This window comes from Exiguobacterium sp. s43, assembly GCF_018617255.1.
Classification (GTDB): Bacteria; Bacillota; Bacilli; order Exiguobacteriales; family Exiguobacteriaceae; genus Exiguobacterium; species Exiguobacterium profundum.
In genome coordinates this window covers 833,834-855,739 of the sequence record NZ_JACSJT010000001.1, presented here as the reverse complement: position 1 = coordinate 855,739, position 21,906 = coordinate 833,834, and the positions used below count along the sequence as shown (strand labels likewise).

Below are 21,906 nucleotides of genomic sequence, written 5' to 3'. Positions count from 1 at the left end.
TTATTTTTTTAGCAATTCCTGCTGTTCTAACCCTTTATCCACACGTTGACGAATTTCATTGGCTCCGTTCTCATCGAATCGACCGAGCACCCGCTCACCGATTTCGACCGCAGTGCCATACTCTCCATGCAAGAACTTGTTTTCCGCAAGCGTCAAGGCGATATGGACCTCGTTGTCACGGCGACGGAAGCGGTTTGCATATTGGAGCAACTGTTCCGCATACGTCACTTGACGAATCAGTGCATGGACACGGTCACGGAAGTTGTCCATCATCTCTTCGACATCATGGCTAAGGCCGACGATATACGTCATGTTGAACGGTGCCTTGTCAAACTGTTCGTCTAACGACTGGACACCTTTTTGGAGCTGACGTAAGTCGTTTGATAGATCATTCGGAACAACCGGCATCGCACTTTTCGCTAACAGGCGACGATGCCCAGACAATTCTTTTTTCCACGTTTCTAACTTGTGACGGACCTCAAGCTCTTCTTTACGTAATGAATTCGTATCCTCAATGAAACGCTCATGCATGGCACTGAATTGGTCAAGTGACCGTTTCGCTTCCTGCACTTTGGATTTGATCATACTAAACGGTAACATTTGCGCGACGAGAGCTTGTTCAATATCAAGTACATTCGCCGTGAGAGTCGTTCGTTCACGTTCTAATTGTTCGAATTCTTCTCCGACGCGTGCATTGATTTCATAGTTGCTTACAAGTCGAGACATTTCCGTCTGTAAGTGATTCATGATTTCGGCAGATTGCAATTCGCGCTCTTGTATCGTCGCAAATTCTTTTTTCACGTATTGGCGGGCATCGACCTCTGTTCGGAATGCTTCGAATAATTGATCGATATCCGAGCTCAACTGTTGCATGTCCTCTTCAAAATGATCAAATTCCAAGCGTTCGATTCGAGCCATCAACTCTTCTCGACGATCTTCCGCTTGATCGATTTCTTCCATTAATCCAAGTGGTTCAAGCGCATACCCGTCCATTTGCATTTCTTTATGTCCAGCCCGGAGTTGTTGAAGTTGTTGTTTCAGTTCCACTTGAACCGTACGTACAAATTGCGGAATGATCCGAATCAGTTCACGGATGTGTCCTACTTGATTCGATAAGGCTTGTCCGGTTTCAAATGCTTCAGAAACTTGACCGACCTGCTTTAAGTTGATCATCTCACTGCGTTTCGCCTCGGCAGCGGCAATCTCTTGTTCCACCAATGCATAGGTTGGTCCGAACGCATGGTTTTGTGAATTCAATGTCTTGCGGAACTGATACAACTCTTTCTCATCCTGCTTCACAATGTCCATAAGCGAGGTGTGATGCGTAGTAAATTCATCCATCTCATCGAGCATGGCGTGTACCATCGTCTCGAGCTCTTCAATGAGTTGTTCAGTCGCATTCAAGTCAGCTTTGACTTTCATGAAACGATATTTATCCAAGTCTTCCTCAGCCCGGTATAACGCTTCATCGATTTGACCTGCATGTACACTTACTAACTCATCCCAAGATTGATGCCAACGATCAAACTTTTCTTTTGTTTCCCCTTCCATCGGCCACTGTTTGAATTTCTGGAGTTCGACGGGTATGCTCGCACTGAGCACACTTTGTTTCCTCATATCCAAGTCGTCAATTTTTTGGTAAAAATTCCTTCGAATGAGCATACTCCCCAACATGCCGCCTAATACGACGACGATGATTCCAATGATTAATCCATAAATTCCGTAATCCATCTTTGTCACAACCTCCAAGCCGCTTTCGTGGACTTATGTACCTTTATATTAAAAAAAGAAGTATTTTATAAGAATAGATATACCTAATCATATTATAGAACCAACGATTTGCATAGGTTTTCCAATGGTTTCAGTGGAGATTGTTCATTTTTTCGGAACTTTCTAACAAGACAAATCTTAAATTTGCGTGTACCATAATGCTAAATTCTAAAAACACGAAAGATGGAGGGGAATTTATATGTTCCAAACGACATCGTACTCAGGTGATTTGACAGCCGGTTACGAACTATTAAACAAGCAACTCGCCGCATTATTAGAGGGCGAAACAAATACAGTGGCCAACCTTGCCAACGCCAGCGCTTTACTCAACCAATTTTTAGATCGGATCAACTGGGTCGGATTCTACGTGACTGATTCTGAAGACAGTCTAATCCTAGGACCATTCCAGGGACTCCCGGCTTGCGTTCACATCGCGTTCGGTAAAGGGGTTTGTGGAACTGCGGCAGCTACACAAGAAACACAGCTCGTGGCCGATGTTCATCAATTCCCTGGTCATATCGCATGTGATGCGGCTTCGAATTCTGAAATCGTCGTCCCTCTCGTACGTGACGGGAAAACAATCGGCGTGCTCGATATCGACAGCCCGGAGTTCGACCGTTTCTCAGAAATCGACCGTCAAGGACTCGAACGTTTTTGCGAAACACTTCTTCGCTATATTTGATTGACAAGAGATGGTATTCATCGTATACTCATCTTTGTGCATGAAATGACGATAGCAGTCACAGACAAACGTATCCACCTTTCGGGCCTCGACTTTTGTCGGAGGGGCATCTCGTAGCTTCGCTATCAAGTGAAGGTGCTTGCACCTAGAAAGGGGCGTTACTCGTCTTTGACACCGTTGTTCTTTTGTGCAAAATACATGAACAACAAGGAGGAGTCCAATCATGGCTCGTTACACAGGTCCAGCTTGGAAACTCTCGCGTCGCTTAGGCATCTCGCTTAGCGAAACGGGTAAAGAATTAGCAAAACGTCCTTACGCACCAGGTCAACACGGAAATGGTCGTAAGAAAATCTCAGAATACGGTCTTCAGCTTCAAGCGAAGCAAGCACTTCGTCACATGTACGGAGTGAACGAGAAGCAATTCCGCCGCATCTTCAACGATGCTGGTAAAATGCCAGGCATCCACGGTGAGAATTTCATGTTCTTGCTCGAATCACGCCTCGACAACCTCGTTTACCGTTTCGGCCTCGCTCGCACACGTCGTGGAGCACGCCAACTCGTCAACCACGGTCACATCACTGTTGATGGATCACGCGTTGACATCGCGTCTTACCGCGTAAAACCAGGTCAAGTTATCGCTGTTCGTGAAAAGTCGAAAAACGTAAAAGCAATCGCTGAAGCACTTGAAGTAGCACCAGCTACAAAAGACTTCGTATCGTTTGACGCTGAGAAACTCGAAGGTACATTCGTACGTCTCCCAGAACGCGCTGAACTCAACGACCAAATCAAAGAGCAACTTATCGTCGAGTACTACTCACGTTAATGCTTTTTATCCCCTTCTTCACGAAGGGGATTTTTTTATTTCTTCAAAATCTCTTGCCGAATGCGTCCCATTTGCGTATCGAGGGCATCCGCCATGAGTGACGCTTCAATCAGCTCTTCTTTCGATGATTCTGGCACGGCATGTTGATATTTGTACTGAAGCTTATGTTCCGTTGCCGCCCAAAAGTCCATGGCGAGTGTCCGAATCTGAATCTCCGCAGGCACCCAGATGATTCGTTCTGCCAAGTAGACTTTCGTTTTCACGATGAGATGTAAGCTCCGATACCCGCTCGGTTTTGGATGTTTGATGTAATCTTTGATTTCGATGATATCTAAATCATCTCGCGCCTCTAGATGACGCAAGATTTCATAAATATCGTCGCGGAAGCTCGTAACAATCCGAATGCCCGCCACATCGTGCACATGTTCCCAAAGCGCCGAAACTTCCAAAGGCAAGTCTTTCCGTTTCATCTTGCGCACGATGGACGGCAATGTCTTCATTCTCGTCTTCACATGTTCAATCGGTGAATACCCGAGTCTCGTCTGCCAGTCCAAGTCGATGATCCCGAGATCGCTCTCAAGTTCCGTGATCGCCATTTCATAATAACGAAAGTGTTCGCGCCATTGATGGAACTGCTCACCGAAAAATTCTTCTATCTCCATCGTCATCCCTCCTATCTTCCTATTTTAGCAAATCCGAACCGCACGTCATGTATAAAAAAAGTCCATTCCTCAACAAATGAGGAACGGACATCGTGATTATATGTGACGAATCACAAAGTATTTCTTCTTACCACGGCGAATGATGGTGAATTCACCGAGCGTGTCTTCGCGCGTAATCATTTTATCGAGCGCTTGTTCACGTTCGCCGTTCAAGTAAATCGCTCCGTTCGTTACATCTTCACGTGCCTGACGTTTCGATGGTGAGATCTTCGCTTCGACGAGGAGGTCGACAAGGTTGCGTTCACCGTCAAGTTCGAATTGCGGCATGCCTTTAAACGCATCTTCCATATCTTCCGGTTGAAGCGACGTCAAATCTCCGCTAAAGAACGCTTTCGTTATGCGCTCCGCTTGTTCAAGTCCTGCTTCACCGTGGACAAGCTTTGTCATCTCTTCTGCGAGTCGGCGCTGTGCCACGCGCTTTTCAGGCGCTTCTGTCACTTCGGCTGCAAGTGCCTCAATCTCTTCATGCGACATGAACGTGAAGTATTTGATGAACTTGATGACATCTGCATCGTCGACGTTGATCCAGAACTGGTAGAACTCATATGGCGACGTCTTATCCGCATCTAACCAAACTGCACCGCCCGCTGTCTTCCCGAACTTTTGTCCGTCCGACTTTGTGACGAGTGGCACGGTGAGACCGAACGCTTTTTCAGAGTGACCAAAGCGACGAATCAATTCAAGACCTGCCGTGATGTTCCCCCATTGATCACTTCCACCGACTTGAAGACGACATTTCTCTGTCTCGTATAGTTTCAAGAAGTCGTAAGATTGGAGCAACATGTAAGAGAACTCTGTGTACGAGATCCCGTTCTCCATACGTGAATCGACAGAGTCTTTCGCAAGCATGTAACTGATTGGGAAGTGCTTCCCAATGTCGCGCAGGAAGTCGATGATTGACATCTCTTCCGTCCATTCGTAGTTGTTGCGAATCGTGATCGGGTTCTCCCCTTCAAGTGGAAGAAATCGGCTCAACTGATCCTTGATGCGATCGGAGAAGAGCTTGACCGTATCCAACGTGTTTAGTGAACGTTCATCCGAACGACCAGACGGGTCACCAATCATCCCTGTCGCCCCACCGACGAGCGCGATGACCTGATGGCCGGCCTGCTGGAAACGTTTCAGCGTCAAGATCGGGAGCAAGTGCCCGATGTGAAGCGAGTCCGCCGTCGGATCAAATCCCGTGTATAACGTCGTCGGTTGTTTGAGTTGTTCTTTTAATCCTTCTTCATCTGTCATTTGGTTGACAAGTCCTCGAAACTCTAAATCGTTTAATAGTTCCATTTGTTCCACTCCTTCGATTGACATAAAAAAACGTCCCTTCTCATATGAGAAGGGACGGAGATTCCGCGGTACCACCCTACTTGTCGCAATTTGCGACCGCTTGAGCGAGAGATAACGGTCTCGAACCGGCCCGAAGGCACGCTCTAAAAGTGTAATTCATCGATTGACATTGGCTAGTTCACAGCAACCACTAGCTTTCTGGACAAGAGGCCCGTCGACTACTTCGCTTTCTTCACAGCGTCATTATCTTGTTGACTATGCTATTCATTTTATAAGCATCGTTTTCAACTTGTCAACTCTTACAATGAAACTTGCACGAGACTTCGGTTTCGAGGTAAGGTGTAGGTTGAATTGTGCTATAATCGAATATATTACTGTCTAAAATAGTTTTACACCATATTTAAGGAGGCTGTCATGCTGCAGAAGATTCGAGACTTATGGAATAATCCGACGTCATTGAAAGTACGTCGTTATGCCAATGTTATGTATGATGTGTCGTGGAACGTCCTACTCCTGACCATCATTTCTGTTGTACTCATCGGGTTTTTAGGTGCTGGAATTGGTGTCGGATATTTCGCGTCACTCGTCAAAGATATGCCGACCCCGGCTTATAAAACGATGACTGCGCAAATCAATACGTATACATCGACTTCCAATATTTACTTCGGAAGCGGGGAGCGCATCGGGAACTATACGACCGATGAGGTACGAATCCCGATTCCAGTAGAAAAAGTTTCTCCATACGTTGTCGATGCACTACTTGCGACGGAAGATGTCGAATTCTATGAGCACGATGGCGTCGTTCCAAAAGCGACGTTACGCGCTATTTTACAAGAAGCAACAGGATCTGAAGATCGCACGGGTGGTTCAACGTTGACGCAACAATTGATTAAAAACCAAATGTTGACGAACGAAGTATCTTTCGAACGGAAAGCAAAAGAAATATTACTCGCCCTTCGTCTAGAGAAGGCGATGGACAAAGATGAAATTTTAAACGCCTATCTGAACGTCGTCTCATTCGGACGTAACTCGATGGGACGTAACATTTCAGGGATTGAGGCCGCCGCTCGCGGTGTGTTCAATACTTCGGCAGAGAAATTGACACTTCCACAAGCCGCTTTCCTTGCCGGTATCCCAAAAAACCCATTCTTCTACACACCTTACTATCAAGGTGGCGTCATCAAAGAGGACGTATCGGGTGCGGTTAACCGAATGAAAACGGTATTGAACCGCATGTACGTTGCAGGAAAGATCACGAAAGAAGAATATGATGCCGCTTATAACTACGACATCACGCAAGACTTCATGCAGACTCAGACGAAACCTCGCGACAAATATCCGTACGTGGTAGACGAAGCAGAACTTCAAGCACGCCAAATCGTAACGGATTATCTATTGGAGCAAGATGGGATTGAAATCAATGAGTTGAGCTCGGAGGAACAGGACTCTGTCCGTTCGACTTATGCGAAGCGTGCTCATAACATGTTGCGTCAAGGTGGGTTCAACATCCGTTTGACATTGGATAAAGAAATTCACGAAGCGATGCAACAACCGGCTAAAAACGCTGGCAACTTCGGACCGAATCAAACGATTAAAGATGAGAACCGCACACTTCCTGAACAAACCTCTTCTGTCATGATTGAGAATAAGACCGGGAAAGTACTCGGATTCGTCGGAGGTCGCTACATCAATGGCAAGACCGACGATTTGAACCGTGCTTTCTGGGCAGAACGTCAAATCGGATCGACTGCAAAACCGATTCTTGTCTATTCAAATGCGATTGAAGCTGGCATGATTACACCTGCCACTCAAATCATTGACGAGGAGTATTTCTATAAGTTTACTGGTCCGGGACAACCGAAGAAACAAGTTCAAAACGAAGGGAAAACGTATCGCGGTGCTGTCACAGTACGCGATGCGCTCAAGCTCTCCTTGAACGTTCCGGCTGTTAAGATTTATGAAGAACGTAACCAAAAACCTGCTGATACGCAGAAATTAGTCGACATGGGGATTCCGGTATCTGAAGGAAACCGTTATGCTTCAGCGATGGCACTCGGTACCGGGGAAGTCAAGCCAATCGATTTGGCCGCCTCTTATGCGATGCTAGCAAATTACGGTGAACACGTGGAGCCGTACTTCATCCAAGAAATCGAATATCAAGGTGAAGTCATTTACGAAGCGAAGCCGAAGAAAACGCGTATTTTCACAGAACGTACCTCTTATCTCGTGGTGGATATGCTCCGCGACGTCTACACGTCAGGTACTGCGACATATGCACAATCATTGCTCAGCGTTCCTGGCGATTGGATGGGTAAAACCGGTACAACGAACGATCAACGTGATTCGTACTTGGTCGGGTCGAACCCGAACGTTACACTCGCTGTCTGGTCAGGTTATGATTCACAACGCCTTTCAATGCTAGATGGTTGGGATTATGGACGTTACTATCAACGGACACAGCGCATCTGGTCGCAAACGATGAATCGTGTCTATGCGGATGACCCAGAAGCTCTAGGCGTCAGCGCACGCTTCTCACAACCTTCAACCGTCACTTCGAAAGACTTCCAAGACTCAGGTTCATTCTCTGAGAAGAAGAAAGTAGAAGAGAAAGAAAAAGAAGAGGAAGAGAAGAAGAAAGAAGAAGAGGCCAAGAAAGAGGCCGAAGAAGCAAAGAAAGAAGCTGAGGAGAAGAAACAAGAGGCTGCTGCCGATGCTGCCGCTAAGAAAAAAGCTGAAGAAGAAGCTAAACAAAAAGCAGACGCCGAAGCAAAGAAAAAAGCTGAGGAAGACGCGAAGAAGAAAGCTGAAGAAGAGGCTAAACAAGAAGCCGAACAACAAGCTGAAGAAGAAGCCGATGCTGATGCTAACGGTGAATAAACAAAGGGTCGACACACGATGTGTCGACCCTTTGTTTATCTTAATCTTCCATCGTCGAGAGGTCACCTGTTTCAAGATTCAATTCCCAAGCCTTCAAGACACGACGCATGATCTTCCCGCTTCGCGTTTTCGGCAACTTGTCCTTGAATTCGATCTCACGTGGTGCTGCATGCGCAGCCAATCCTTCTTTGACGAACTGCTGGATTTCTTGTTTTAACTCATCAGACGGTTCATAACCTTTACGTAGCGCAATGAACGCTTTGATGATTTCACCTCGGACCGGGTCCGGTTTTCCGATGACACCCGCTTCAGCCACAGCCGGATGTTCCACGAGTCGACTTTCCACTTCAAACGGTCCGACCCGTTCTCCTGCTGTCATGATGACGTCGTCGACCCGACCTTGGAACCAGAAATAGCCGTCTTCGTCCATATAAGCAGAATCACCTGACACATACCAATCTCCCCAGAAGTAACTCTCATACTTCGCATCGTTCTTCCAAATCTTCCGCATCATCGACGGCCAAGGCGTCTTGAGTGCCAAGTTCCCCATTCGGTGTGGTGGAAGTGGTTGACCCCGGTCATCCAAAATAGCCGCTTCGCAACCTGGGATCGGTTTCCCCATTGAGCCCGGTTTGATGTCCATCGTCGGATAGTTACAAATCATCATCGCACCGGTTTCTGTCATCCACCACGTATCATGGATTCGAAGATCAAATGCTTCGTGTCCCCAACGAATGACTTCTGGATTTAGCGGCTCACCGACGGATAAAATATGACGAAGTGAAGACAAATCATACTTCTCAAACGCTTCGTCGCCAGCGCCCATGAGCATGCGGAACGCCGTCGGGGCACTATACCAAACTGTCACGCCAAACCGTTCAATGACCGAATACCAAAATTCAGGATTGAAGCGTCCACCAACGATGACGTTTGTCGCACCATTTAAGAAAGGCGCAAAAATACCGTAGCTCGTCCCCGTCACCCATCCAGGGTCAGCCGTGCACCAGTAAATATCATCCGGTTGAAGATCGAGTACCCATTTGCCGGTCATCATATGTTGAATCATCGCATTATGGACGTGGAGAACCCCTTTTGGTTTTCCTGTTGAGCCCGATGTATAGTGTAAAATCAGACCGTCTTCACGGTCGACCCACGTCAATTCGAGATCTGTCGTCGCATCGTTCGCCAGTTTACGATAATCGAGCACCTTTTCCGACTCTTCGACATCGTCCCCAACGAGTAGAATTGTCTCTAAATGAGGCAACTGATCGACCGGAATGCGCGGCAACAGTTCTTTCGTCGTCACAATCACTTTCGCTTCCGAGTCGAGCAAACGGTCGTGAACCGCCTGTTCCATGAACGCCTCAAACAATGGACCGACGATGGCCCCTCGTTTGATTGCACCGAGCAAAATAAAATAAAGTTCTGGCTGACGTGGCATAAAGATAAAGACGCGGTCGCCTTTCTCCACACCAATCGACTTCAGAACATTACCAGAACGATTACTTTCTTTCTTCATATCCGCATACGTGTACCGCTCTTCTCGATCCCCATCGAAATAAAGCAGTGCCACTTTTGTCGCCAATTCACTTTCCGCATGGCGATCGATGGCTTCATATGCCAAATTGACTTTCCCCGTCAAATTCCATGAAAACAATGCTTCTGCTTGTGTCCACTCAAACGACTGACAAGCCTCTTCATACGACGCTAATTGATGTTCCCCTGTTAACGCTTTCAATTTTTCCATCGCTAAAGATTCGCCTCCCCTGTAAAGATTGGTATAACCACTTTCAGTATAGTGTTAAAATTATGACAAATCAATGAATTTCCAATTTCATCAAAACAGGATGATTCCAGCTTGATGAAAGCGCTATAATAAGAGATGGAAAAGGTGGTGACCCTATGGAAAAACAATATCATTCAAAAGTGTGGCAGACCTCACAAGGTGACGTCACGATTGATGGTCCAGTGGCGCCTGACGTGTTACGGACGTATCGTCTTGATGAAGGATTGACAGCTTTTCGTGAACCGGAAGATCAGCACGAAGCACTCGTCGATATTGCTGGGTTAAAAGAAGGAAGAATCATCGTCGCCAGGCAAGACGATCTCGTGATTGGATACGTGACTTTCCTCTATCCTGACCCGTATGAGCGTTGGAGTGAAGGAAACGACCCATACATCCTTGAACTCGGGGCAATCGAGGTGAGTCCTCGCTTCCGTGGTCAACGAATCGGGAAACAATTACTCGAAGTATCGATGATGGACCCACATATGGATGACTTTTTGATTTTGACGACCGAATATTATTGGCACTGGGATTTGAAAGGTAGTGGACTCTCGATTTGGGATTATCGAAAAGTCATGGAGAAGATGATGAATCACGGTGGACTTGTTTTCTTCCCGACAGACGATCCTGAGATTGCCTCCCATCCTGCCAACTGTTTGATGGCTCGTATCGGAAAAAACGTACGACAAGAATCGATCGACCATTTTGACTCACTTCGTCTTCGCCGACGATTTATGTACGACTAAGGAGGGATTTCATGTTAATCGAACAGATGATGAATCGACATGTCGTGACGATTCAACCGACCAATACGATTGCCCATGCCGCAAAATTAATGCGTGAACATCGTGTCCGACATTTGATTGTGACAAATCCCGCTCGACAAGTCGTCGGGATTGTCGGCCAATTCGAGATGAGTGGTGCGACGAGCGTCTTTCATCCCGAAAGTGAAAACGCAGACTTTCAAAACCCTGTATCGAGCATCATGCGATCCGAGGTACCGACAGCTCATCCATTCGATTTCTTTGAAGATGCAGCTGCGTTATTTTACGAAAACCGGCTAACCTGTCTCCCTATCGTCGAACAAGGGAAACTCGTCGGTGTATTGACAGAGACCGATTTATTACGTTACTTCGTGCAATTGACAGGCGCACTCGAACCGAGTTCGCAAATTGAAATTCTCGTCGAAAATACGACCGGCACACTCGAAAAAGTGACCCGACTCCTCGCCAAAACAAACGTCAATATCATCAACGTCTTCGTTCATCCGACGAGCGATCCGTATAAACGTATCATCTCTTTCCGCGTCCAGACGATGAACCCGCTCCGAATCATCGAACGGTTGAAACGTGAAGGGTATGATGTCCTCGGTCCGGAGATGTCACGATGAGACCGATTTACATATTTGGCGAAGACGAGACGTCTTATCGCTTTCATGAGGATCACCCGTTCAATCCGTTACGACTGGAATTGACGACATCCCTTCTGATTGCAGCCGGAAAACTCTCCAAATCGGAATGTGTGTCTCCTCCACTCGCTTCGGTTGAAGCGTTAGCGCTCGTTCATGACTTTGACTACATCGAAGCCGTCCAAGCTGCGGCGGCAGGAGAACTTTCTACGCTGAAAGCGAATAAGTTTGGTCTCGGTACGGAAGACACTCCCATCTTTCCGACGATACACGAGGGAGCCGCACGGCTTGTCGGTGGGACGATTCATGCGCTCGATCTAGTTGCGAGCGGCAAAGCAGAGCGAGCCTTCCATGTTGGGGGCGGTCTACATCATGGAATGCGGCGCAAAGCATCAGGATTTTGCGTCTATAACGATGCGGCCGTCGCCATCGCACATGTGAGAAAACAATACGGGTCTCGCGTTCTCTATGTAGATACGGATGCGCATCATGGGGACGGGGTCCAATGGCTCTTCTATGACGATGATGATGTGATGACTTTATCCATACACGAGACAGGTCGCTATCTCTTCCCGGGTACCGGAATGGTGACAGAGCGAGGGAATGGGAAAGGATACGGCTATAGTTGGAACGTACCAGTCGATGCGTTCACCCAAGACGACTCATTTTTGACGTGCTATGAGACCGTTTTACGTGAAGCGTGCGAATGGTTCAAACCTGATATCATCCTGACTCAGAATGGTGCGGATGCCCATGTCTTTGATCCACTCACCCATCTCGCATCAACGATACGGACGTTCGAACAGATTCCCCAAATCGCTTCACGTATGGCAGACGAGTATACCGATGGTCGTCTCGTCGCACTTGGTGGCGGCGGCTATGACTGGTATCGAGCCGTTCCTCGCGCCTGGGCACAAGTGTGGGCCGGTCTGACGAGAGAGACACCCTATGCCGGAGATATCCCGACCGAGTGGATTGAGCAATGGTCCGATGTCGCTGGTCAACCGTTACCCACTCGGTGGGACGACTCTCTTTACGCGTTTGATCATATCCCGCGGCGTCAACAAATTGAAGAAAAGAATTGGGAAGTCACGAAGCGTGCCTTTTGGCCGTTCATCTCGAATGATCGAAAATCGATTTATTTATAAATAAAGCTGCCCGTTCATCTCAAAAATGGATGAACGGGCAGCTTTTCTTTTAGTCCTGACGAAGCGAGTCACGGCGTTCGATTCGGTGAGGAAGCACGACGTTTTTCTCTTCGATTTCTTCCGCGTTCAAAATCTTAGTCAAGAGACGCATCGCGACGGCTCCGATATCGTACATCGGTTGAACGACCGTCGTCAACTTCGGACGAATCATCGTCGCGAGGCGCGTGTTATCGTGACCGACGACTTCGAAATCGTTTGGAACAGAGTAACCTGCATCTTGAATCGCATGGATGACCCCAAGTGCCATTTCATCCGTCCCTGCGAAGATGGCTTTCGGACAATCGTCACGTTGCAACATTTTTTGCATCGCCTCGAGACCAGACGCATACGTATAATTTCCGAGAATCATATCGTTCTCATGGAAAGGAAGACCTGCATCTTCAAGAGCACGGCGATAACCGGCAAATTTCTTCTCGCCATTGATTTGTTGCTCGAGTGGTCCAGTGATGAATCCAACACGGTCATGTCCGTGGTTGATCAACATCTGAGTCGCGTCATACGCCGCTTGCTCATAATCGATATTGACAGCCGGGAGATCATATCCTTGGTTCAATGTCGCTGCGAGAACAATTGGAACTGGTGATTTTTTGAACTCTTCCACGAGATCTTCATGCAAACGTCCACCCATGAAGATGATACCGTCCACTTGTTTACCTAATAGCGTATTGAGTAAATGGACTTCCTTGTCACGACTCGAATCTGAGTTACCAAGGATGATGTTGTATTTATACATCGTCGCCACGTCTTCGATACCTCGCGCCAAGTCGGCAAAGAAGATGTTCGAGATATCCGGTACGATGACACCGACCGTTGTCGTTTTCTTGCTTGCTAGTCCACGTGCGACGGCGTTCGGACGATAACCAAGACGGTCAATCGCATCCTGTACTTTCTTGCGTGTTGTCGGTTTGACGTTCGGGTTTCCGTTGACGACACGAGAGACGGTCGCCATCGACACCCCGGCTTCTCGTGCCACATCATAGATTGTTACGTTGTTACTATTCATAAACTACTCCTCCTACAAGTCCTGATTTTCAAAAAGTTTTCATAAAACGTCTTAAAAAAGGAAGACAGGTATCTGTCATCCATTTACCCTGTCTTCATGCGATATAAAACGTTTCCATTTGGAAAGCTTACTTTTTCACCAAATCAAGTTGGGGAAACTGGACCGTGAGTCCTTCCACAAATTGATCGAATTGATCGAAGTCCAATTGTTGTTGCGCGTCCGAGAGGGCGATCGCCGGATTCGGGTGCACTTCTACCATCACACCGTCAGCTCCGATTGCAAGGGCCGCTTTTGCAGCTGGCAACAATAAATCACGACGACCGGTCGAATGCGTGACGTCTACCATAACCGGCAGATGCGTCTCTTGCTTCAAAATCGGCACAGCGGTAATGTCCAACGTATTGCGTGTCGCACGTTCATACGTTCGAATTCCCCGCTCGCACAAGATGACTTGGCTGTTCCCGCTCGCCATAATGTACTCTGCCGCATAAATGAACTCTTCGATTGTAGCGGATAATCCGCGCTTCAACAAGACCGGTTTGTCTGTCTTCCCAACTTCTTTTAACAAATCGAAGTTCTGCATGTTGCGAGCTCCGACTTGAATGATGTCAACATACGGTAACGCCGATTCCACTGCGCCAGGAGTCATGATTTCTGTGATGACTCGTAGGTCATGTCGGTCAGCTGCCGTCTTTAACAGTTTCAATCCCTCAAAACCTAAGCCTTGAAAATCGTAAGGTGACGTACGCGGTTTATAAGCACCGCCTCGCATGATTTTAACACCAGACAATGCAAGCTTTTCTGCGACCGCATTCACTTGTTCGAAAGACTCTACGGCACATGGTCCTGCAATCAATTGTGGACGGCCGTTTCCGATCGTCACATCTTTCATATGGACCAACGTGTCTTCCGGTTGACGTTTACGCGAAACGAGAAGCGTTTTATCTCGATCTTCTCCTTGTAATTCAGCAGACGCTTTAAAGACTTCTTTAAAGATATGTTGAAGACGTGACGTTTCAAACGGCCCTTGGTTTGATGCGGCAATAAAATCAAGCATCTCTCGCTCTCGGACCGGATCATAACGTTCGACACCTTGAAGACGTTTAATTTTTCCAATTTCGACGGCAAGTGTACCGCGCCGACTAAGCAAGTCGAGCATTTCATGGTTCAATTCATCCATTTCTCGACGTAATCGATTCAATTGATCTTGTGGACTCATAGTTTCCCTCTCATTCCTAAGCCGTTCTTTCCAGATTCCTAATTATATCGAACTTTGTGCGCTTTGTCATAAGGAAACCTTCTACGTCACAAAATCACCAAAAAAGGACCGAATCCATTCGGTCCTTACGAATTACTCATTTTTTTTTAAGTCTTTCTTTAAATCTTCTAGTTCTTCTTTCGATTCCTCGTCGAGCAACTCATTGACAGGTGCTTCGAGCGAATCGTCAGACTCTGAATCCGATGCGTTCGATGGCTTTTCTTCTTCAGCCGCGCGGTCCATCTGTTCCTTCACTTCCGATTCTGCTTCCGCAACGAGTTGATCTGCTTTTTCCATCGCCTCTTCAATCGAAAGCTCATCTTCATCGATTTGTTGCTTCAATTCTGCAGCTTCGCGTGCCTTATCTTTTACGATATTGAGGACAGGTGCCGCCTTATCGCTCGCCACTTTAATCCATTCCCCGACGACCGGTTCTGCTTTCTCACGCATCTCTTTCGATTTGACAGTCAGGCGCTCTCGCGATGTTGACGTCTTCTCATCAAGGTACGTCCGGACTTCACGTCCGTTTTTCGGAGACGTCAATAACGCGACTGCCGCTCCAACAATCCCTCCGAGAATGACACCCGTCAAAAATCCGCTACTTGATTGATTCTGTTCTGTTGATTGCTTTTGGTCTGTCATGTGTGAGTTCCTCCCCGAGATTAACTTATTTGATCGTATCATCCGTTTGAATCAAATCAGGTGATACAGGTGTTTCTGCTTTCTTCTCGCGTCGTGTGCGACGACGTGGACGTTCTTTTGTAGTAGAAGATTCAGGTTTGTTCTTCTTGAACAATTCGACCGCAACCGATCCCCATCGGACGGCTTGCGCAATCTGTTCTTTGTTTTCGTCCGCTGCCGAATGGACAGAAGTCGAGACGGTACGAACAGACTCGGTTACCTCGTTCAATGATGTCCCTAGCTCATCAAGCGCATGAGCGACAGGTGCGAGCAATTCTGTTTTTTCTTCGACGTTGTCTACGAGACGGTTCGTCTTATGTAAGAGCGCCGTCACTTCCATCGTGATTCCATCGAGCTGGCGTTCTAAATTTTCGGTCGTATTGGCGACGCTTCCGAGTGTACGATTTACATTCGACAAGACACGCGCCAAGAAGATGACGAGTACGACAAACGCGAGCGCCGCAATTAGCCCAGCGATGCCTCCTAATGTGATCTCCATTCAATCCATTCCTCCTATTCAATCGTTTCTTGTTTCATTATAGCACCATTATGACTGAAAAGATTTGCTACAACCGTTTTCGCCATTCGGTCTGATTATTCCTTTACCCGTTTTTGTGTTTTCGATTACACTAAAATAGAAATTCATAAAAAAAATTAGGGGTGATCGTGTGAGAGATCCAAGAATTACACAATTAGCTGACGGTTTAATCAATTATTCCGTCAAGCTACAACCGGGGGAAAAGGTATTAATTGAGAACTTCGGCGTCGAAGAGTCGCTCGTTGAAGCACTCGTCGAAAAGGCATACGAAGCAGGGGGACATCCTTTCGTTCTCTTAAAAGAGAGCCGTATCTTACGTAAGTTGTATACAGGCGCAAGCCGTGAACAACTCGAACTGATGGCTGACATCGAACGTAAACAGATGCAAGCAATGGATGCCTACATCGGCTTACGTGCTGGTGATAACATTAACGAGTTGTCAGACGTTCCAAGCGAACAGCAAAAACTTGTCGGTGCCACACTTGGGAAAATGCATACCGAAGACCGTGTTAAAGGAACGAAATGGGTCGTTCTCCGCTATCCATCCCCATCGATGGCGCAACTCGCTGGAAAATCGACAGAAGCGTTCGAAGACTTCTATTTCAATGTCTGTACACTCGATTACGGAAAAATGGACCGTGCGATGGATGCGCTAGTCGAGTTAATGAATAAGACAGATCGCGTGACATTGAAAGGACCAGGTACCGATCTTTCATTCTCGATTTTAGATATCCCAGCCATCAAGTGTTCGGGTCAGATGAACATTCCGGACGGTGAAGTGTTCACAGCACCGGTCAAAGACTCGGTCAATGGTGTCATCACATACAATACGCCATCTCCATATCAAGGCTTCACGTTCGAGAATGTGAAGTTGACGTTTAAAGACGGGAAGATTGTAGATGCGACAGCGAACGATACAGAACGGATCAATGAGGTGTTCAACACGGATGAAGGTGCGCGTTATGTCGGTGAGTTCGCCATCGGTGTGAACCCATACATCCAACATCCAATGAAGGATATTCTCTTCGATGAGAAAATTGATGGAAGCTTCCATTTCACACCTGGTCAAGCGTATGATGAGGCTTATAACGGCAACAACTCATCTGTCCACTGGGATCTCGTCAACATCCAGCGCCCGGATTACGGTGGCGGCGAAATCTGGTTCGACGATTTGCTCATCCGAAAAGATGGACGTTTCGTCATCGATGCGTTGCTTCCGCTCAATCCAGAAAACTTGAAATAATATAAAGAATGGTGCGCCTTTTTCAGGTGCACCATTCTTTATATTTATAATTTTGTTTTCTTCCCGAGGGCGGCAGACATCATCCAAATTTCTTTTTCGAGTCGCTCGATATGAGAAACGAATGTATCTTCAATCGCCTCATCGCCGTCCTCAAATTTCTCCATCGCATCTTGCATCTCTTGACGGATTTGTTTGAAGTCACTGATGATATCTTTGATCATCTGATCTGTCTCGGCATGACGATCGCCTTCTTTTAACGTTGAATGTTCGAGATACTCTTTCATCGTCGCAAATGGTTCGCCGTCATTCATAAGGAGTCGTTCTGCCACATCATCGTAGAGTTCTGCCACTAAATTATAGAGTTCTTCTAGTTTTTCATGATACGTGAAGAAATGCGGTCCACTAATATACCAGTGATAATTATGAAGTTTTACAAACAGCAATCCATAGTTCGCTACTTCTTTGTTTAAGGTGTTGAGTGCAACTTGACTAGCCATTCCTAACATCTCCTTTGTCATATTCATCGATACTACTATTACCGAGATTTTGGATGGCTAAACATAAAAAAGAGAGACTTTCGTCTCCCTTTCACACTTACGCTTCAAGTTTTACAACTTCTTCATATTCGCGCTGATACGTTTGAATATCACCGGCACCCATGAATAAGAGCACGGCATCGGCATGGTTGCGTAACACGCTTGTACCACCACGTTTTAAGATATGTGCTCCTTCGATTCGTGATTGAAGGTCTTCGATGGTGACCGTCCCTTCTTGCTCACGTGCTGAACCGAAAATATCACATAAATAGACAGTGTCTGCTTCGGCCAATGCCGTCGCAAAGTCGTCCATGAATGATTTCAAGCGTGTATACGTATGTGGTTGGAAGATTGCAACGACTTCTCGATTGCCATACTTTTTCCGAGCTGCTTCTACCGTTGCACTAATCTCACGCGGATGATGCGCATAGTCATCGACAAGCACTTGATCGTTTAACATCGATTCACTGAATCGGCGTTTTACACCGTTGAACGTTTCAAGACGTTCTTTTACCAATTCTTTCGGCAAGTTCTCGTAGTCACATGTCGCAATGACGGCAAGCGCATTCAACACGCTGTGGTCTCCATATCCAGGAATCCGGAATGTCCCGTAGAAGTCATCACGTAAAAAGACATCAAATGTCGTTCCATTTTCTGTCGATGTGACCTGTTCAGCACGGAAATCATTGTGCGTCCCGAAACCGTAATAGACGAGCGGCACGTTTGCTTGGATGTGTTGAAGATTTTCATCATCGCCACAAGCAATGATTCCTTTCTTCACTTGTTTCGCCATTTCTTGGAATGCGTCAATGACATCATCAAGACCAGAGAAATAGTCCGAATGGTCAAAGTCGATGTTCGTCATAATCGCGTAGTCTGGACGGTAGTATAAGAAATGTCGTTTGTACTCACAAGCTTCGAAGACAAAGTTCTTCGAATCCGCCACTCCCTCTCCCGTTCCATCGCCGATTAAGAACGATGTCGGTTCGATTCCACGCATGACGTGTGCAAGTAATCCCGTCGTTGACGTTTTCCCGTGCGACCCAGTGATGGCGACGCTCGTGTAATGGTTCGCGAGTTCACCTAAAAACTCGTAATACTTATAAATCGTCAATCCGAGTTCACGTGCACGCACGATTTCTGGATGATCGTCACTGAACGCGTTTCCTTGTACAACGATTTGGTCTTCCGAAATATTTTCAGGATCGAATGGCAAAATTTCAATCCCTTTACGGTTCAATGCTTCTTCTGTAAAAAATGCTTTTTCAACGTCCGATCCACGGACCTCATTGTTCATATCAAATAAAATTTGAGCTAAAGGACTCATGCCCGTTCCTTTAATTCCGACGAAGTGATAACGGTTCATCTGTAAATAGCCCCCCTAATTCATTGCGGCTCGTCAAAATGCGACAAACCTTTGTCATTATAGCAAAACTCACAGAATCGTGCTATTACAGATTATTGTTTTTTTGTGCAAGTCGTCGGCTACGGTACATCGCCATCCGATCTTTTGGCGTCATCATCACATTCACAGGCGGTTGATCCGCTTTAAATGAGACTTGAACCGCTGGTGTCAAATCTGTGTCAGAAGGCATTCCTTGCTGTTCAGATGGTGTTTGTAATGTTTCTGCAATCTGCTCGATCGACGGACCAATTTGTTCCGCCAATCCATCAATATCTAGGTCGGTTTGAGGAGTGGCATCTTGTTGAGCCTCCACGACTGTCTCCTTTTTTGAACGAGATAAATCTGTTGATTGCATAAAAACAGATGAAAAGCCATTATCAAGAATCGAAACTTCACCAAGAATCGATTTGTCTTCAATTTCAATTTCCCCGGAAATCAGCTCGTTGGACTCTTCACTCCATTCAGGTTCAGAGACGGTTTCAGTAGATGACTCTTGGTTCAGCTCTTCCGTCGCAGAATGAGTAGATTCCATCGCTGAATCATACGCATCTCTCGTTTCAGGAGAGTGTTCGACCGGTAGGACAATCTTTGGTTTGGGGCGAGCATATCCATAAATCGGTGACGGGACGTCTGACGGAATGAATTCCTCGGCTGCCTCAACCTTTGGTGGTGGGGAACCTTTTTGTCCTTCTTTTGACAGTTCTCGTTTGATTCGCTCTGCTTGTTGCTTCAGTGAACGTTCATATGCATCCATACTTGATTCCTCGCTTTTTCACTCAATCCATATTTAACAAAAAATCGGTCGAATTTAGCGACCGATTTTAAATGCTGTACCTACTTCATATTCGTCATCTAATACTAAAATTCCTTTTTCTTGCGGGGCGTTCGGAAGGTTTAATTCACGGGCAGAACAAATCATCCCGTGTGAACTCTCACCGCGGAGTGCAGATGGACGGATAATCAAACCAGTCGGCATCACCGCACCCGGTTTTGCGACAACGACTTTTTGTCCGGTTGCTACATTAGGTGCGCCACATACAATCTGAACAGTCCCTTGGTCGATTTGAACTTGGCAGATCGACAATTTGTCAGCGTCCGGGTGCTTCACTGCGCTTTCGACATAACCTACGACAAACTTCGGTGTCACGTCAACCCACGAAAAGTCCTCTTCAATCCCGTTGTCATTCAAGATGCTTTGCAACTGTTCCACTAATCCTACTGTCAACTCAACCGGACCATTCCATCCTGTCACATCAACATGTTGACTCGCTTGAAACAGGTTGTACCCGTTCACTTCCCCGTCTGCTGACTTGACGATTGCCACATCTCCCGTCCGCTCGACAGATTGATGATGTCTTTCTCCTTCTTTCAACAACACCATGAGTACATCACCGATTCCTTCTCGGTTGTAAAACACATTCATTTGCATACGTTCCTACGTCCCTTCTTTCAAACTCATCTCACTTATTTTATCAGATTATGTGTTCGATGGCGGGGTCTTTTTTCCGACAATAAAAATCGGTTCAAGTTCCCCCGCCTCATAGTGAAAGGCGAGTGCAGTTATAGGAATCCGACCATTTGTGAAGAAATCAAACATCAATTGCTGCATCGCATCATACCCTTGGTCATTTCGAATGTCCGCAACGATCATCACATCCTGATGTGGGACACCGACGAGCATATCCCCTTCAATCCGTCGTTCCATCAGCCGAAGAAACTCGTCATTTAACACACGAGACGCCTCGTAGCCATCGCGAGTTGATAAGAAGTAGAAGGGATTCCCAGCCACTTCGTCTTGCTTCATCTCGGTCGGTAGTTTTTTCACATTCTCACGGGCGATTCGTTCGATGCGGTCGAGCGTCATCTCATCCGAAAGGTGCCGTTCTTCAATCAATCGATACCCGTTCCCGCGGTCCAGCGCATAAAAAATAGCGGTCTCGGCCGTGTGCGGGGTGAATGCAAGTGTTTCTCCATTTTTTGTCGTCTTCGAGAAAGAGTTCGAACGAATGACCGGATAGATGGCATCTTCATTTCCCGTGAGGGAGATGTGATCATCCGCCTTCATCGCTGATTCGATATACTCGATGACTTCATCGACGGCAACCGTACCGCGTGTCTTAGCCTTTGCTACAATCGGCGCAAGGCGAATATTGACCCCAAAACGGTCAGATTTTCGTTCGACGCGCAGCACCTCATTCTCACGGTCGTAAGAAGTACGGTATTCCTCATTAAAATGCGATTCTAGATAACGTCTTAGCTCATTCCGTTCCATGAAGACTCACCCTAATCCGTTCAAGAAAGCTTCAACCTGTTCCGGCGTCTTCCGTTCACGACCGACGTAGCGATCAACCTCTTTGCCATTTTCAAACGCAACAAAGCTTGGGATGCCAAAAACATCAAGTTCTTGCGCAAGTTCCATGAACTCGTCACGATCGACGTAATAGAACGTCCATGCTTCAAATTTCTTTTCGATTTCTGGCATGAATGGGTCAAGGAATCGGCAATCCCCACACCATGTCGCTGAAAACATAAGGACACTTTTCGCTTCTTTTGCTTCCATATATTCTGCCATTGTGGATAGTCGTTTCATGATTATCACTCCTGTTCGTTTTTTCCTCACTTATAATAGCATAAGTCAAGTCACACATTCTGCTCTGCTGTTTGTTATAATCAAAGCCGAAA

The 21,906-nt window shown here is 46.6% G+C and carries 21 protein-coding genes and 1 other annotated feature; of the genes, 7 read left to right on the top strand and 14 right to left on the bottom strand.

Annotated features, from left to right (window positions below):
- On the bottom strand, positions 1–1,731 hold the full coding sequence (gene ezrA, locus KNO79_RS04390; protein ID WP_031423123.1) for a septation ring formation regulator EzrA: 1,731 nt from the start codon (positions 1,729–1,731) through the stop codon (positions 1–3).
- A gap of 238 nt (positions 1,732–1,969) precedes the next feature.
- On the opposite strand from ezrA, the gene KNO79_RS04385 reads away from it, so the two are divergent.
- Complete coding sequence (locus KNO79_RS04385) at positions 1,970–2,452, top strand: GAF domain-containing protein (RefSeq protein WP_012726740.1); 483 nt, start codon at positions 1,970–1,972, stop codon at positions 2,450–2,452.
- A gap of 223 nt (positions 2,453–2,675) precedes the next feature.
- Positions 2,676–3,275, top strand: coding sequence for a 30S ribosomal protein S4 (rpsD, locus tag KNO79_RS04380; protein ID WP_031423120.1), 600 nt, complete (start codon positions 2,676–2,678; stop codon positions 3,273–3,275).
- 35 nt (positions 3,276–3,310) lie between these two features.
- On the opposite strand, the gene KNO79_RS04375 is transcribed toward rpsD, so the two are convergent.
- The gene (locus KNO79_RS04375) at positions 3,311–3,937 is read right to left on the bottom strand and encodes a GTP pyrophosphokinase (RefSeq protein WP_159562542.1); all 627 of its coding nucleotides are present in this window, start codon (positions 3,935–3,937) and stop codon (positions 3,311–3,313) included.
- 96 nt (positions 3,938–4,033) lie between these two features.
- Entirely contained in the window at positions 4,034–5,281 is a 1,248-nt protein-coding gene (tyrS, locus tag KNO79_RS04370; RefSeq protein ID WP_214690721.1) for a tyrosine--tRNA ligase, read from the bottom strand.
- 47 nt (positions 5,282–5,328) lie between these two features.
- Positions 5,329–5,526, bottom strand: a binding site (T-box leader).
- Positions 5,527–5,695: 169 nt separating this feature from the next.
- Between tyrS and KNO79_RS04365 the strand changes: the two genes are divergently transcribed.
- Entirely contained in the window at positions 5,696–8,158 is a 2,463-nt protein-coding gene (locus KNO79_RS04365) for a transglycosylase domain-containing protein (protein WP_159562544.1), read from the top strand.
- A 40-nt stretch (positions 8,159–8,198) separates the two neighbouring features.
- Here the strand turns inward: KNO79_RS04365 and acsA are convergent, their stop codons facing one another.
- On the bottom strand, positions 8,199–9,905 hold the full coding sequence (acsA, locus tag KNO79_RS04360) for an acetate--CoA ligase (protein ID WP_074036486.1): 1,707 nt from the start codon (positions 9,903–9,905) through the stop codon (positions 8,199–8,201).
- A 155-nt stretch (positions 9,906–10,060) separates the two neighbouring features.
- Here acsA and KNO79_RS04355 point away from each other — a divergent pair, with 155 nt between their 5' ends.
- From KNO79_RS04355 to KNO79_RS04345, 3 genes are read left to right on the top strand one after another with little or no spacing between them, the layout of a single operon-like run.
- Complete coding sequence (locus tag KNO79_RS04355) at positions 10,061–10,690, top strand: GNAT family N-acetyltransferase (RefSeq protein WP_078147204.1); 630 nt, start codon at positions 10,061–10,063, stop codon at positions 10,688–10,690.
- Positions 10,691–10,701: 11 nt separating this feature from the next.
- Entirely contained in the window at positions 10,702–11,334 is a 633-nt protein-coding gene (locus KNO79_RS04350) for an acetoin utilization AcuB family protein (protein WP_012726747.1), read from the top strand.
- Positions 11,331–12,500, top strand: coding sequence for an acetoin utilization protein AcuC (locus KNO79_RS04345; protein ID WP_074036482.1), 1,170 nt, complete (start codon positions 11,331–11,333; stop codon positions 12,498–12,500). Before KNO79_RS04350 ends, KNO79_RS04345 begins: the two co-directional genes overlap by 4 nt.
- 49 nt (positions 12,501–12,549) lie before the next feature.
- Here the strand turns inward: KNO79_RS04345 and ccpA are convergent, their stop codons facing one another.
- The 4 genes from ccpA to KNO79_RS04325 form a co-directional block, all read right to left on the bottom strand.
- Complete coding sequence (gene ccpA, locus KNO79_RS04340) at positions 12,550–13,563, bottom strand: catabolite control protein A (protein ID WP_074036481.1); 1,014 nt, start codon at positions 13,561–13,563, stop codon at positions 12,550–12,552.
- A 127-nt stretch (positions 13,564–13,690) separates the two neighbouring features.
- Positions 13,691–14,782: a bifunctional 3-deoxy-7-phosphoheptulonate synthase/chorismate mutase gene (locus tag KNO79_RS04335; RefSeq protein WP_074036479.1), complete on the bottom strand. Its 1,092-nt coding sequence runs from the start codon at positions 14,780–14,782 to the stop codon at positions 13,691–13,693.
- Between the two features lie 132 nt (positions 14,783–14,914).
- Complete coding sequence (locus KNO79_RS04330) at positions 14,915–15,463, bottom strand: YtxH domain-containing protein (protein WP_159562547.1); 549 nt, start codon at positions 15,461–15,463, stop codon at positions 14,915–14,917.
- A 25-nt stretch (positions 15,464–15,488) separates the two neighbouring features.
- On the bottom strand, positions 15,489–16,001 hold the full coding sequence (locus tag KNO79_RS04325; protein WP_074036477.1) for a DUF948 domain-containing protein: 513 nt from the start codon (positions 15,999–16,001) through the stop codon (positions 15,489–15,491).
- 169 nt (positions 16,002–16,170) lie between these two features.
- Here KNO79_RS04325 and KNO79_RS04320 point away from each other — a divergent pair, with 169 nt between their 5' ends.
- The gene (locus tag KNO79_RS04320) at positions 16,171–17,283 is read left to right on the top strand and encodes an aminopeptidase (protein WP_159562548.1); all 1,113 of its coding nucleotides are present in this window, start codon (positions 16,171–16,173) and stop codon (positions 17,281–17,283) included.
- A 44-nt stretch (positions 17,284–17,327) separates the two neighbouring features.
- Here the strand turns inward: KNO79_RS04320 and KNO79_RS04315 are convergent, their stop codons facing one another.
- The 6 genes from KNO79_RS04315 to KNO79_RS04290 all read right to left on the bottom strand — a co-directional run bounded on the left by KNO79_RS04315 (position 17,328) and on the right by KNO79_RS04290 (position 21,814).
- The gene (locus KNO79_RS04315) at positions 17,328–17,780 is read right to left on the bottom strand and encodes a Dps family protein (RefSeq protein WP_012726754.1); all 453 of its coding nucleotides are present in this window, start codon (positions 17,778–17,780) and stop codon (positions 17,328–17,330) included.
- 97 nt (positions 17,781–17,877) lie between these two features.
- Positions 17,878–19,185: a UDP-N-acetylmuramate--L-alanine ligase gene (gene murC / locus KNO79_RS04310; RefSeq protein ID WP_159562549.1), complete on the bottom strand. Its 1,308-nt coding sequence runs from the start codon at positions 19,183–19,185 to the stop codon at positions 17,878–17,880.
- Positions 19,186–19,270: 85 nt separating this feature from the next.
- Positions 19,271–19,978: a hypothetical protein gene (locus KNO79_RS04305; protein WP_214690720.1), complete on the bottom strand. Its 708-nt coding sequence runs from the start codon at positions 19,976–19,978 to the stop codon at positions 19,271–19,273.
- Positions 19,979–20,032: 54 nt separating this feature from the next.
- Entirely contained in the window at positions 20,033–20,647 is a 615-nt protein-coding gene (gene ytpR, locus KNO79_RS04300) for a YtpR family tRNA-binding protein (RefSeq protein ID WP_159562551.1), read from the bottom strand.
- A 54-nt stretch (positions 20,648–20,701) separates the two neighbouring features.
- Positions 20,702–21,496 carry a DUF1444 domain-containing protein gene (locus tag KNO79_RS04295; RefSeq protein WP_214690719.1) on the bottom strand — a complete coding sequence of 265 codons (795 nt, stop codon included), beginning with the start codon at positions 21,494–21,496 and terminating at the stop codon, positions 20,702–20,704.
- Positions 21,497–21,502: 6 nt separating this feature from the next.
- On the bottom strand, positions 21,503–21,814 hold the full coding sequence (locus tag KNO79_RS04290; protein ID WP_159562553.1) for a thioredoxin family protein: 312 nt from the start codon (positions 21,812–21,814) through the stop codon (positions 21,503–21,505).
- Positions 21,815–21,906 lie beyond the last annotated feature (92 nt).

What these genes read in the sequence shown, in the direction of transcription:
- KNO79_RS04385 (WP_012726740.1), top strand. Translation starts at nt 1,970, where the DNA reads ATGTTCCAAACGACATCGTACTCAGGTGATTTGACAGCCGGTTACGAA.
- KNO79_RS04325 (WP_074036477.1), bottom strand. Translation starts at nt 16,001, where the DNA reads ATGGAGATCACATTAGGAGGCATCGCTGGGCTAATTGCGGCGCTCGCG.
- KNO79_RS04365 (WP_159562544.1), top strand. Translation starts at nt 5,696, where the DNA reads ATGCTGCAGAAGATTCGAGACTTATGGAATAATCCGACGTCATTGAAA.
- KNO79_RS04350 (WP_012726747.1), top strand. Translation starts at nt 10,702, where the DNA reads ATGTTAATCGAACAGATGATGAATCGACATGTCGTGACGATTCAACCG.
- rpsD (WP_031423120.1), top strand. Translation starts at nt 2,676, where the DNA reads ATGGCTCGTTACACAGGTCCAGCTTGGAAACTCTCGCGTCGCTTAGGC.
- KNO79_RS04305 (WP_214690720.1), bottom strand. Translation starts at nt 19,978, where the DNA reads ATGGATGCATATGAACGTTCACTGAAGCAACAAGCAGAGCGAATCAAA.
- KNO79_RS04375 (WP_159562542.1), bottom strand. Translation starts at nt 3,937, where the DNA reads ATGGAGATAGAAGAATTTTTCGGTGAGCAGTTCCATCAATGGCGCGAA.
- KNO79_RS04345 (WP_074036482.1), top strand. Translation starts at nt 11,331, where the DNA reads ATGAGACCGATTTACATATTTGGCGAAGACGAGACGTCTTATCGCTTT.
- ytpR (WP_159562551.1), bottom strand. Translation starts at nt 20,647, where the DNA reads ATGAATGTGTTTTACAACCGAGAAGGAATCGGTGATGTACTCATGGTG.
- acsA (WP_074036486.1), bottom strand. Translation starts at nt 9,905, where the DNA reads ATGGAAAAATTGAAAGCGTTAACAGGGGAACATCAATTAGCGTCGTAT.
- murC (WP_159562549.1), bottom strand. Translation starts at nt 19,185, where the DNA reads ATGAACCGTTATCACTTCGTCGGAATTAAAGGAACGGGCATGAGTCCT.
- KNO79_RS04355 (WP_078147204.1), top strand. Translation starts at nt 10,061, where the DNA reads ATGGAAAAACAATATCATTCAAAAGTGTGGCAGACCTCACAAGGTGAC.
- KNO79_RS04330 (WP_159562547.1), bottom strand. Translation starts at nt 15,463, where the DNA reads ATGACAGACCAAAAGCAATCAACAGAACAGAATCAATCAAGTAGCGGA.
- KNO79_RS04315 (WP_012726754.1), bottom strand. Translation starts at nt 17,780, where the DNA reads ATGGCTAGTCAAGTTGCACTCAACACCTTAAACAAAGAAGTAGCGAAC.
- KNO79_RS04335 (WP_074036479.1), bottom strand. Translation starts at nt 14,782, where the DNA reads ATGAGTCCACAAGATCAATTGAATCGATTACGTCGAGAAATGGATGAA.
- ccpA (WP_074036481.1), bottom strand. Translation starts at nt 13,563, where the DNA reads ATGAATAGTAACAACGTAACAATCTATGATGTGGCACGAGAAGCCGGG.
- KNO79_RS04295 (WP_214690719.1), bottom strand. Translation starts at nt 21,496, where the DNA reads ATGGAACGGAATGAGCTAAGACGTTATCTAGAATCGCATTTTAATGAG.
- tyrS (WP_214690721.1), bottom strand. Translation starts at nt 5,281, where the DNA reads ATGGAACTATTAAACGATTTAGAGTTTCGAGGACTTGTCAACCAAATG.
- KNO79_RS04290 (WP_159562553.1), bottom strand. Translation starts at nt 21,814, where the DNA reads ATGAAACGACTATCCACAATGGCAGAATATATGGAAGCAAAAGAAGCG.
- ezrA (WP_031423123.1), bottom strand. Translation starts at nt 1,731, where the DNA reads ATGGATTACGGAATTTATGGATTAATCATTGGAATCATCGTCGTCGTA.